Source organism: Janthinobacterium kumbetense (genome assembly GCF_023703445.1).
GTDB lineage: Bacteria > Pseudomonadota > Gammaproteobacteria > Burkholderiales > Burkholderiaceae_D > Janthinobacterium > Janthinobacterium kumbetense.
Window position 1 is genome coordinate 1 of the sequence record NZ_JAMQGR010000025.1, and the last position, 9,195, is coordinate 9,195.

Genomic DNA, 9,195 nt, shown 5'->3' on the forward strand with positions numbered 1-9,195 from the left:
GCTTGCCATCCAGGCGGGCAATAATCGCCTTGGCGGCCGCCTTGGCGTCGCCGCAGATGCCCACCGAAATCTTTTTGACCAGGCCCAGCATCTTGTTGTCCGCGTCGATCTGGATGATCTTCGCGTTCTTTGGCCAGTAATCCATGCCGTGCTGCGGCAGGGTGCCGAACGGGCCCAGGCGCGAACCGAGGGCCACGACAACGTCGGCCTGGGCGATCAGTTTCATCGCCGCTTTCGAACCCTGGTAGCCGAGCGGGCCGCACCACAGCGGATGGCTGGCGGGGAACGAGTCATTGTGCAGATAGCTGTTGACGACGGGTGCGCCCAGGCGCTCGGCCAGGGCCTTGCACTCTTCGATCGCTTCGCCCATGACGACGCCGCCGCCCGAGATGATCACAGGGAACTTGGCTTTGGCCAGCAATTCCGCCGCATCGTTCAGGCTTTGCTCGCCGCCGGCGCCGCGGTCCAGGCGGTTCGGTTTCGGGATTTCCGCCTTGATTTCGCCATAGAAATAGTCGCGCGGGATGTTCAGTTGCGTCGGACCCATTTCCGACATGGCGCGGTCGAAGCAGCGGCCCGTGAATTCGGCCATGCGGGCAGGATTCGTCACGTGGCCTTGATATTTCGTAAATTCTTCGAACATCGGCAACTGGTTCGCTTCCTGGAAGCCGCCCAGGCCCATGCTCATCGTGCCCGTTTCCGGCGTGATGATCACGACGGGCGTGTGCGCCCAGTAGGCGGCGGCGATGGCCGTGACGCAATTGCTGATACCGGGGCCGTTCTGGCCGATGACCACGCCATGGCGGCCCGAGACACGGGCATAGCCGTCGGCCATGTGGCCGGCGCCCTGCTCGTGCACGACGGGGATCAGGCGGATGCCGGCGGGCGCGAAGATATCCATCGGGTCCATGAAGGCCGAGCCCATGATGCCGAACATGTCGGTCACGCCATTGGCGGCCAGGGTTTCCACGAACGCTTCGGAAGGCGTCATCTTTTGCGGGCCCACCGGGGTTGCTGCGGTAGCGGCTGCTGCGGCGGCTTTTTGGTCGGACAAATCGGTCATGGCTCAGTCTCCTTACGGTTTTATGAAAAATCGGTATATTTTGTTCCGATATTTGAAATACGTGTTCAATTTAACGGTTGCGAAATGCGCTGTCAATGAAATTTCATGAAAAATCGGACTGTTTCATTCCTGAATCCGGAATCCGTGACTTAGGTCCACTCCTGAAACAACAATGGCGGCTTATCCGCAACAGACAAGCCGCCATCGTTCTCCTTCTGCGCCGCGCTTAGAACTTCAAGCGCATGCCGACCGTGAAGGCGCTCGAGTTATGCCCAGGCAAGGGCACGCTGCCGCCACTTGAGGCATCGCCAACGAAATTGGTGCCCGCGCCATCGTTGCTGATGCGGCCGTACGAGGTGTACAGATTCGTGCGCTTGGACAAGGCATAGGTGTAGCCGATGGCCAGCTGGCGCCCGCCGCGGCGCGCATTCGTGCGGTCATCCTTGCGGATGTACGAAGCCATCACGCTGCCCGCCGCGCCCACGGGGGCCGACGCGCCCAGCATGTAGTTGCGGAAATCCGTGCCCGCATCGTCCTTGTCCGTCTCATACGCGGCGTGCAGCTTGGCGGGGCCGAAGTCGTAGGTGCCGCCCAGCAAGGTGACTTTCGCCGTGTTCAGCGGCGTATCCTTGCGGTTGTCGTGGGCCAGGGTCAGCACGAGCGGGCCGTTGGCGTAGTCGATGGAAAAGTCGATGGTGCGGCCCAGGGTGTTGCTGTCCGGCTTTTCGCCCAGGCCGTACATGACGGCGGCCGACAAGCCGTTCACCTTCGGCGTCTCGTACATGATGGAATTTTTCGTGCGCAGGCTGGCCACGCTCATCAGGTTGATCGAGGCGCCCGTCATGCCCGTCTCGAACGGGTCGATATTGTCCAGCGCGGTGAACAGCGGGTTGTGCTGCAAGCCCAGGTTCACGGCGCCGAAGCCGCCCGACAGGCCCACGTAAGCCTTGCGCCCGAACAAGGCGCCCTGGCGGTTGGCGCCCGTATCCACGTCGAGGCCGTTTTCCAGCAAGAAGTTGGCCTTTAAATTATTGCCCAGGTCTTCCGTGCCCTTGAAGCCGATGCGGCTGCCCGACTGCACGCCGGTGGCCAGCTTGGTGACGGAACCGTCCGCGCCGCCGTGTTCGGACGTCAGGCCCGCGTCGAGCAAGCCGTACACGGTGACGGACGATTGGGCGCTGGCGTTGCCGGCAAGAAAGGAAGCCAGGATGGCTGCCGCTACGAGTGTGTGTTTCATGTCATCTCCAGGTATTGTGGTTTTTATGGGTACTTCAACAAGAATCAACAACGGTGCTGCAACTACGGATAAATGCGGCGGCTCAGGCGATCAGCCCGGCCATCGGCGACGAGGGTGAAGCGCTCATGGCGTTCGCTCTCCGGGGCATGCGTCCGGCCAGGTAAGCCTCGCGCCCGCCCTGCACTGCCAGTTTCATGGCGCGCGCCATGCGGATCGGTTCGCGCGCCGCCGCGATGGCGGTATTCATCAGGATGCCGTCGCAGCCGAGTTCCATGGCGATGGCCGCGTCCGACGCCGTGCCCACGCCTGCGTCAACCAGCACGGGCACACGGGCTTGCTCGATGATCAGCGACAAGTTCCACGGATTCAAAATACCCATGCCCGAACCGATCAGGGAGGCCAGCGGCATGACGGCGATGCAGCCGAGGTCTTCCAGCATGCGCGCCTGGATGGGATCGTCGCTGCAATACACCATCACATGGAAGCCGTCGCGCACCAGCTCCCCGGCCGCCTTGAGGGTTTCCGGCATGTTCGGGAACAAGGTCTTTTCATCGCCGAGCACTTCCAGCTTGCACAGCGGGTGGCCGCCCAGCAACTCGCGCGCCAGTTGCAAGGTGTAGACGGCGTCGCGCGCGTTGTAGCAGCCGCCCGTGTTGGGCAGAATCGTGTATTTCGAGGGCGGGATGAAGTCGAGCAAGTTCGGCTCGCCCTTTTCCTGGCCGATATTCACGCGGCGGATCGTCACCGTGACGATGTCGGCGCCGCTCTCCTCGATGGCCAGGCGCGTTTCCTCGAAATCCTTGTATTTACCTGTGCCCACCAGCAGGCGCGACTGGTAGGTGGTGCCGGCCAGGGTCAGGCCGCCGGGTGGCTGGCTGGGGGTGGCGTCGTCTCTCATCGTGGTGCTCTCCTAAGTTGAACCAAAGCGGTCTCTTGCCGGGGCGGCTCGCCGCAAAACGCAAAATCGACCTCCGGCTGGCGTCCCGACACGAGGTCGGCGATCGCCCTGCCCGCGCCGCAGCCCATGGTCCAGCCCAGGGTGCCGTGACCCGTGTTGAGGAACAGCTGGCGGTAGCGCGTGGTGCCGATGTAGGGCACGTTCGACGGCGTCAGGGGGCGCAAGCCGGCCCAGTACACGGGGTCGCTGTAATCGCAGGCGTGGGGAAACAACGCCTGCACGCGGCGCGTGATGGCGGCGCAGCGCACGGGATTGAGTTCGCGCGTGTAGCCGTTCAGCTCGCACGTGCCCGCCACGCGCAGGCGCTCGCCCAGGCGCGAAAACACCAATTTGTGGCCGTCGTCCGTCAGCGAGACGGTCGGCGCGGCGGATGGGTCAAGGATGGGATACGTGGCGGAATAACCTTTGCCCGGATACAGCATCAAGCGTATGCCCAGCGGCTGCAGCAAGGGCGCGGAAAAGCTGCCCATGGCCACCACCACGGCGTCCGCGTATTCCAGGCAGTGGCGCCCGTGCACATCGATGCATTCCACGCCCGTGATGCGTTCGCCGTCCGCCAGCAGGCGCGTCACGGTGGTGCCGTACTGGAAATCCACGCCGGCCGCCGCGGCGCGCGCGGCCAGCGCCGTGGTAAACAGGTGCACGTCGCCCGACTCGTCGCTGGCCGTGAAATCGCCGCCGACGATGTGCCGGCGGGCGTGGGCCAGGGCCGGTTCCAGCCGTATCACTTCATCGGCGCTGACGGTGTTGCGCGGGCAGCCCAGGTCGCGCAACAGCGCGGCGCCCGCTTGCGATTTGTCAAACTCTTGCTGGTCCGTATAAAAATGCAGGATGCCCCGCTCCAGGTGGTCATACGCGATGCCCGTCTCGCGCCGCAGTGCCTGCAAACTCTGCCGGCTGTACTCGGCCAGGGCGACGATCTGGCGCATATTGCGCGCCACCCTCGACGGCAAACACTCGCGCAGGTAGTGCAAGGCCCACTGCCATTGCAGCGCATCCAGGCGAGGACGGAACAGCAGCGGCGCATCGTCCTTGCCCAGCCAGCGCACGACCTTGCGCAGGGTGGCAGGGTTGGCCCACGGCTCCGCATGCGAGACGGAAATCTGTCCGCCGTTGCCGAAGCTGGTTTCCTGCGCCGCGCCCGCCTGGCGCTCGAGCACGCGCACGTCGTGGCCCGCCTGGCGCAAATACCAGGCCGATGCCGTGCCGACCACGCCGGCGCCGAGGACGAGGATCTTCATGGCGGGCCCGGTTCGCTCAGCGCGTCAGCAGGACGGCGATGGCGACGAAGGCGGCGATCCACACCGTTTCCATCACCAGCATGATCACGGGACGCCAGCCCAGCGAGGCCAGCGACTGGAACGACGTTTTCACGCCCAGCGCGGCAATGGCGATGACGAGACAGGCGCGCGAGGCATTGTTGATCCAGCCATTCACTTCCTGCGGAATCAGGCCCAAGCTGTTCGTGATGACGAGCCAGACAAAGCCGATCAGGAAGAACGGTACGAGCGGCGGCGCATCGACTTCGCTCTTGCCATCCTTGCGCTTGAACATGATCGACAGGCCCAGCACGACGGGCACGAGGCACGCGACGCGCGTCAGTTTCACGAAGGTGGCCACGTCGCCCGTGTGGTTGCTGACCAGGTAGCCGGCGCCCACCACTTGCGCTACATCATGGATGGTGCCGCCGATGAATACGCCCGCCTCCGTCGGGTCAAAGCCCAGCAGCTTGACCAGCAGCGGGTAGACGATCATGGCCAGGGTCGACAGCGACGTCACGCCCACCACCGTCAGCAGCGTGAATTTTTCGTTTTCCTTGGTTTGCGGCAGCACGGCCGAGATGGCCAGCGCGGCCGAGGCGCCGCAGATGGCCACGGAACCACCCGACAAAATCCCTTCCGTGATGGGCCGTTTCAGCCACCTGGCCAGCATATAGCCGAAACCCAGGGTGGCGACCAGGCCGCCGACGACGATCAATAAGGGCGTCACGCCCACGGAAGCGATCTGATTGAACGTGATGCGCGCGCCCAGCAGGGCCACGCCCGTGCGCAGCAGCACCTTGCTGCAAAACTCGATGCCGGGCTTGCAGGTGGGATCGGACGCGAGGAAGTGGAAGGCCAGGCCGAAGAACAGCGCGTACAGCAACTGGGGGCCGCCGTAATTGCTGGAAATAAAGGTGGCCGACAGGGCGATCACCAGCGCGATGGCCACGCCGGGCCAGCTGCGCAGCACGGCGCGGGGGCGCCAGATGGCGACGGCGGAAGACAGGTAGGGAATGTTCTTGTCGACAACGCGTGTTATCGCTGAGGAGTTGGTTTTCATGCGGGTCCGCTCATAATGTTTTAAAAATTGGGACATTTCATCTCGTTTTTTAATAATACACGATGAGCTAGCGAAGTCCATGCTTTTCCATGAAAATCGAAACCTGATGTTCCGGAAACTGACGTTTTAAGGTTAATGCTGGCGTAAACGACAAGCGGCGCGGCCCTTTGCAGGGACGCGCCGCTCTCTACCGAGAAGTTAAAAACTTACTTTTTGTTCAGGCGGGTAATCAGGCTGGAGGTATCGTAGCGGTTGCCGCCCGCCTGCTGCACTTCGCCATAGAACTGGTCCGTCAAGGTCGTCACGGGCAAGTCGCTGCCGTTGCGCTTGGCTTCGGCGAGGCAGATGCCCAGGTCCTTGCGCATCAGGTCGACGGCGAAGCCGAAGTCGAACTTACGCTCGATCATGGTCTTGCCCCGGTTTTCCAGCTGCCACGACTGCGCCGCGCCCTTGGAAATCACGTCGACGACGAGGGCCGCGTCCAGGCCCGCGTTTTCCGCAAAGGCGATGCCTTCGCTCAAGGCTTGCACGAGGCCCGCGATGCAGATCTGGTTGACCATTTTTGTGAGCTGGCCGGAACCGGAAGCACCCATGTAGGTGACGGCGCGCGAGAACAGCGCGATGACGGGCTCGGCCCTTGCATACGCTTCCGCATCGCCGCCCACCATCACGGTCAGCTTGCCGTTTTCCGCGCCCGCCTGGCCGCCGGACACGGGCGCGTCGAGGAAGAACACGCCCTTCTCTTTCGCCGCCGCATGGATGGTGCGCGCCGCTTCGGCGGAAGCCGTTGTATGGTCGATCAGGATGCTGCCCGGCGCCATGGCGGACAGCAAGCCGCCCTCTTCCAGGATGACTTGATACAGATCATTATCGTTGCCGATGCACGTAAACACGAACTCGGCGCCTGCAGCGGCGGCGGCCGGCGTGGCGGCGCTGCTGCCCTTGTGCTGTCCCAGCCAGGCGGCCGCGCGGGCCGGATTGCGGTTGTACACGGTGACGTCGTGCCCGCCCGCAGCCAGGTGACCTGCCATGGGGAAACCCATGACGCCCAAACCGATGAATGCCACTTTTGCCATATTGTCCGTCCTGTCGATGAATGAATCCGATTATTGTTGCACAAACAGTCGCCGCCGGCAGCATCAAGGCGCGGGGGCGCGCCGATAATACAGGTCGAACTCTTCCTCGCCATCGGGCACGAAGCCGTGACGCACATAGAAGCGGTTCGCCTCGCTGCCGCGCAAGGCGCCCACGCGCACGCTCTGGCGGGCCGCATCGGCCTCGGCAAACACGCGCGCCAGCACGGCCGCGCCCATGCCTTGCCGCTGGTAGCCGGGCGCCAGGTAGAGGTGGTCGAGCAACAGATAGTCCGCTTGCGGCCGCAACACATAGAAGCCGGCCAGCGTGTCGTCATGGCGCAACTGCCAGGTACGGGCTGGATCAAAAGTGGCCAGGAAACGATCGCGCGCCCGCTGCGGATCATAGCGGCCGATGCGCTCCAGGCTTGCGCGCATGGCAGCCACGCGCAGGCTGGCCAGCGCCTCGCCATCGGCCAGGCTGGCAGGCAAGAAGGTCAGCATGGCGTCACAGCAGGTCGCGCAGCGCCGCCACCAGGGCTGCGCATTCGGCTGGGTTGCCGATGCTGATGCGCAAATACTGGCTGATGCGCGGCGCGTTGAAATGGCGCACGATCACGGAGCGGGCGCGCAAGCCGGCGGCCAGTTGCGCCGCGTCATGCTGCGGGTGGCGGGCAAAGACGAAATTGGCCACCGAGGGCAGCACCTCGAAGCCCAGCGCCGCCAAGTCCGCCGTCAGCTGTTCGCGGCTGGCGATCACGGCCTGGCGCGTCTGCTGGAAATACGCTTCGTCGTGCAGCGACGCGACGGCACCGGCCAGCGCCAGCCGGTCCAGCGGATACGAATTGAAACTGTTCTTCACCCGCTCCAGCGCCTCGATCAGGTCCGGATGCCCGAAGGCACTGCCCACGCGCAAGCCGGCCAAGGAGCGCGACTTCGAGAACGTCTGCACCACCAGCAAGTTCGGATAACGCTCGACCAGGGACACGGCGCTCTCGCCGCCAAAATCCACATACGCTTCATCGACCACCACGACGGCGTCGGGATGGTCGCGCAGCATGGTTTCCACGCCGGCCAGCGGCAAGTCCACGCCTGTCGGCGCGTTGGGATTGGGGAAGATGATGGCGCCGCACGGCCCCTGGTAGTCTTGCGGACGGATGCGCATGGACTCGTCGAGCGCTACCGTGCGGTAATCGATGCCGTACAGCTTGCAATACACGGGATAGAAGCTGTAGCTGATGTCCGGGAACAGCAGCGGCGCATCGTGCTTGAGCAAGGCCATGAAGGCCAGCGCCAGCACTTCGTCGGAGCCGTTGCCGACGAACACTTGCGCGCTGCTCAGTCCGTGGTAAGTGGCCAGGGTTTGCTTCAGTTCGCTGGCGGAAGGGTCCGGATACAGGCGCAGGCTGTCGTTGGCCGCTGCGCGCAGCGCGGCCAGCACCTGCGGTGACGGGCCGTAGGGGTTTTCGTTGGTGTTGAGTTTGACCAGGCCGGGCAGTTTCGGTTGCTCGCCCGGGATGTAGGGGGTCAGCTCGCTGACGATGGTGCTCCAGAATCGGCTCATTGCTTTATTGGTGGGGGCAGGATGGGGATACGGTAGATTACCATAGGGTGAGCGGGGTCAAGGCGGACACCATCGGCGAGGAGTAGCGTAGGCGGCATCGGCCCCAACGCGAAGAGGACGCAGCATGAACAGCATGCACAAGCTGAGCGATACGCAGGTGCGGCATGGCGCGCTGACGCAACAGTCACGCCAGCGCAAAATCGATGCGTGGCTGCAGGTCGCAGCCAGTCTCAGCGAGCAGATCACCGTGGAATTGCAGACTGCCACGGAGCAGCTACAAGGCGAAGGAATGGCCGACTTGCAGCGCGTGACGGCGCTGGCGCAACGCTTGGCAAGCAATAGCAAAGCCATGCGCGATACCCTCGGGACACTGTTTGACAGCGGTGAAAAAAGCGAGGAGCATGCAGTGACAAGCACGGAGGATTGCGCCATGGACGAGCAAGTCAACGCACTGGCAAAAGACATGGCCAGTGTGAAACTGGACGTAAAGGATGTAAAGGTCGATGTGGCTGACATCAAGGTGGATGTGGCTGGTCTGAAAACGGATGTCACTGGCCTCAAGGTGGATGTTGCTGGTCTGAAAACGGATGTCGCTGCTCTCAAGACCGATGTCGGCGTTCTCAAGACGGATGTCAGTGGCTTGAAACTGGACCTCGCTGTGATGCGCTCCAATTATGCGACCAAGTCAGATGTGGCTGAGGCGAAGTCGACTGTCATCCTGTCGTGCGTGGGGACGATCATTGCCATGTCGGGCGTCGCGTTTGCGGTGGCCAAGCTCGTGCACTAGCTTGCGGTAGTGGGGACGCTGGCTTTCAAAGTCTGAATGGAGGAAAAAACGCCTTGCGCTGCGCGCTTTGGGCGGTTTTTTCTACCTGGGTTTGATGCGCTGGTGGCTGGCATTTGTTGTGGGCATAAAAAAAGCTCCCTTGCGGGAGCTTCTCTTATGTATTCTGGCGGAGAGGGTGGGATTCGAACCCA

Annotated in this window: 9 protein-coding genes; 1 reads left to right on the forward strand and 8 read right to left on the reverse strand. The window is 63.2% G+C overall.

The window, feature by feature from the left end:
- The 8 genes from NCG91_RS27650 to hisC all read right to left on the reverse strand — a co-directional run.
- Nucleotides 1-1,063: sulfoacetaldehyde acetyltransferase (locus NCG91_RS27650; RefSeq protein WP_251352033.1), on the reverse strand; the 1,063-nt coding region annotated here is incomplete at its 3' end.
- 226 nt (nucleotides 1,064-1,289) lie between these two features.
- Nucleotides 1,290-2,300 carry a porin gene (locus tag NCG91_RS27655; RefSeq protein WP_251352036.1) on the reverse strand — a complete coding sequence of 337 codons (1,011 nt, stop codon included), beginning with the start codon at nucleotides 2,298-2,300 and terminating at the stop codon, nucleotides 1,290-1,292.
- 82 nt (nucleotides 2,301-2,382) lie between these two features.
- Nucleotides 2,383-3,198, reverse strand: a complete 816-nt coding sequence (locus NCG91_RS27660) for a thiazole synthase (RefSeq protein ID WP_251352038.1) — start codon at nucleotides 3,196-3,198, stop codon at nucleotides 2,383-2,385.
- Nucleotides 3,195-4,499, reverse strand: coding sequence for a D-amino acid dehydrogenase (locus NCG91_RS27665; protein ID WP_251352040.1), 1,305 nt, complete (start codon nucleotides 4,497-4,499; stop codon nucleotides 3,195-3,197). Before NCG91_RS27665 ends, NCG91_RS27660 begins: the two co-directional genes overlap by 4 nt.
- Nucleotides 4,500-4,515: 16 nt before the next feature.
- On the reverse strand, nucleotides 4,516-5,580 hold the full coding sequence (locus NCG91_RS27670) for a YeiH family protein (protein ID WP_251352042.1): 1,065 nt from the start codon (nucleotides 5,578-5,580) through the stop codon (nucleotides 4,516-4,518).
- A 206-nt stretch (nucleotides 5,581-5,786) separates the two neighbouring features.
- Nucleotides 5,787-6,656, reverse strand: coding sequence for an NAD(P)-dependent oxidoreductase (locus NCG91_RS27675; RefSeq protein WP_251352049.1), 870 nt, complete (start codon nucleotides 6,654-6,656; stop codon nucleotides 5,787-5,789).
- A gap of 63 nt (nucleotides 6,657-6,719) precedes the next feature.
- Nucleotides 6,720-7,157 carry a GNAT family N-acetyltransferase gene (locus NCG91_RS27680; protein ID WP_251352051.1) on the reverse strand — a complete coding sequence of 146 codons (438 nt, stop codon included), beginning with the start codon at nucleotides 7,155-7,157 and terminating at the stop codon, nucleotides 6,720-6,722.
- Between the two features lie 4 nt (nucleotides 7,158-7,161).
- The gene (gene hisC / locus NCG91_RS27685) at nucleotides 7,162-8,217 is read right to left on the reverse strand and encodes a histidinol-phosphate transaminase (RefSeq protein WP_251352053.1); all 1,056 of its coding nucleotides are present in this window, start codon (nucleotides 8,215-8,217) and stop codon (nucleotides 7,162-7,164) included.
- A gap of 124 nt (nucleotides 8,218-8,341) precedes the next feature.
- Between hisC and NCG91_RS27690 the strand changes: the two genes are divergently transcribed.
- On the forward strand, nucleotides 8,342-9,004 hold the full coding sequence (locus NCG91_RS27690) for a hypothetical protein (RefSeq protein WP_251352055.1): 663 nt from the start codon (nucleotides 8,342-8,344) through the stop codon (nucleotides 9,002-9,004).
- The last annotated feature ends 191 nt before the right edge of the window (nucleotides 9,005-9,195 follow it).

Bases quoted from the DNA above. Each gene is read 5' to 3' on its own strand.
- NCG91_RS27655 (WP_251352036.1), bottom strand. From the start codon at position 2,300: ATGAAACACACACTCGTAGCGGCAGCCATCCTGGCTTCCTTTCTTGCC.
- NCG91_RS27660 (WP_251352038.1), bottom strand. From the start codon at position 3,198: ATGAGAGACGACGCCACCCCCAGCCAGCCACCCGGCGGCCTGACCCTG.
- NCG91_RS27665 (WP_251352040.1), bottom strand. From the start codon at position 4,499: ATGAAGATCCTCGTCCTCGGCGCCGGCGTGGTCGGCACGGCATCGGCC.
- NCG91_RS27670 (WP_251352042.1), bottom strand. From the start codon at position 5,580: ATGAAAACCAACTCCTCAGCGATAACACGCGTTGTCGACAAGAACATT.
- NCG91_RS27675 (WP_251352049.1), bottom strand. From the start codon at position 6,656: ATGGCAAAAGTGGCATTCATCGGTTTGGGCGTCATGGGTTTCCCCATG.
- NCG91_RS27680 (WP_251352051.1), bottom strand. From the start codon at position 7,157: ATGCTGACCTTCTTGCCTGCCAGCCTGGCCGATGGCGAGGCGCTGGCC.
- hisC (WP_251352053.1), bottom strand. From the start codon at position 8,217: ATGAGCCGATTCTGGAGCACCATCGTCAGCGAGCTGACCCCCTACATC.
- NCG91_RS27690 (WP_251352055.1), top strand. From the start codon at position 8,342: ATGAACAGCATGCACAAGCTGAGCGATACGCAGGTGCGGCATGGCGCG.